The following is a 1919-nucleotide window of genomic DNA, read 5'->3' on the forward strand; positions in this document are numbered from 1 at the left end:
CATTTATTGCAACGCTAATAGTGTCGCAATGCCCACCCATCGCCTCATCTATAGAGTTATCTACCACTTCATACACTAAATGATGCAAACCACGGACACCTACATCTCCAATATACATCGATGGACGCATTCTTACGTGCTCCATTCCTTCCAATGCCTGAATACTATCTGCTGAATAATTGTTCTTATTGATTTCTTCGCTCATATGTGTTTATTCTAAAATATATTTTCTATAACACGCAAATATACAAAAGCAGAAAGGATTTTAGTTCAAAAATGGCTTTTTAAGCGTCCAAGTTATCAACATTTATGGTTTATAATGTGGAAAACAAAAAACGCGTCCTTTTTAAGGCGCGTTTTTCCACATTTAAACCATAAATGTTGATAACTTGGACGCTTAAAAAGCCATTTTTGAACTAAAATCCTTTCTGCTTTTGTATATTTGCGTGTTATAGAAAATATATTTTAGAATAAACACATATGAGCGAAGAAATCAATAAGAACAATTATTCAGCAGATAGTATTCAGGCATTGGAAGGAATGGAGCACGTAAGAATGCGTCCATCGATGTATATTGGAGATGTAGGTGTCCGTGGTTTGCATCATTTAGTGTATGAAGTGGTAGATAACTCTATAGATGAGGCGATGGGTGGGCATTGCGACACTATTAGCGTTGCAATAAATGAAGATGGTTCTATTACAGTTGAAGACAACGGTCGAGGAATTCCAGTAGGGATTCATAAAAAAGAAGGCGTTTCAGCACTTGAGGTAGTAATGACCAAAATTGGAGCTGGAGGTAAATTTGATAAAGATTCTTATAAAGTATCTGGAGGTCTTCACGGTGTTGGGGTATCTTGTGTGAATGCTTTATCTTCTCATTTAAGAGCAACCGTTCATAGTAGCGATGGTAAAGTATATGAGCAAGAATACGAAAGAGGAAAAGCTTTATATCCAGTAAAACAAATTGGAGATACCACTAAAAGAGGTACTATTGTAACTTTCTATCCTGACCCAACTATTTTTACGCAAACTACAGAGTATTCATATGATACACTTTCTGCACGTATGCGTGAATTGTCTTTTTTGAATAAAGGGATTTCAATCACATTTACAGATAAAAGAGAAGTTGATAAAGATGGTAATTTCTTAGGAGAAGTATTTCATTCTACCGAAGGATTAAAGGAATACATTCGCTATTTGGATGGAAACCGTGAGCCGATTATTGGACACGTAATCTCAATGGATCACGAAAAAGGAGAAATTCCTGTTGAAGTAGCTTTGATATACAACACAAGTTATTCTGAAAACATATTTTCGTATGTAAATAATATCAATACACACGAAGGAGGAACGCATTTGCAAGGTTTTAGAAGTGGTTTGACAAGAACGCTTAAAAAAGTATGCTGATGCTTCTGGAATGCTTGATAAATTAAAGTTCGAAATTACTGGAGATGATTTCCGTGAAGGGTTAACTGCGATTATTTCTGTAAAAGTTGCAGAGCCACAATTTGAAGGACAAACAAAAACCAAATTAGGAAATAGAGAAGTAGTTTCTCCTGTAAGTCAAGCGGTAGGAGAAATGCTAGAGAATTATTTGGAAGAGAATCCAAATGATGCTAGAATCATTATCCAAAAAGTAATTTTAGCGGCTCAAGCGCGACACGCAGCTAAGAAAGCTCGTGAAATGGTACAACGTAAAACCGTTATGGCGGTGGAGGTTTACCTGGTAAATTATCCGATTGTTCAGAACAAGATCCGGCAAGATGTGAAGTGTATCTTGTCGAGGGAGATTCGGCTGGTGGAACAGCAAAACAAGGACGTGATCGTGCGTTTCAAGCTATTTTGCCTTTGAGAGGTAAGATTTTGAACGTGGAGAAAGCCATGCATCACAAAGTTTTTGAAAACGAAGAGATTCGAAA

Annotated in this window: 2 pseudogenes; one reads left to right on the forward strand and one right to left on the reverse strand. The window is 36.7% G+C overall.

Going from position 1 to position 1919, the window contains the following annotated elements:
• Nucleotides 1-205, reverse strand: a pseudogene (locus BXU11_RS17165) (DNA topoisomerase IV subunit B); the annotation flags it as partial.
• Between the two features lie 275 nt (nucleotides 206-480).
• On the opposite strand from BXU11_RS17165, the pseudogene BXU11_RS17170 reads away from it, so the two are divergent.
• Nucleotides 481-1919: pseudogene (locus tag BXU11_RS17170) on the forward strand (ATP-binding protein); the annotation flags it as partial.

This window comes from Flavobacterium sp. LM5 (assembly GCF_002017945.1).
Taxonomy (GTDB): Bacteria; Bacteroidota; Bacteroidia; order Flavobacteriales; family Flavobacteriaceae; genus Flavobacterium; species Flavobacterium succinicans.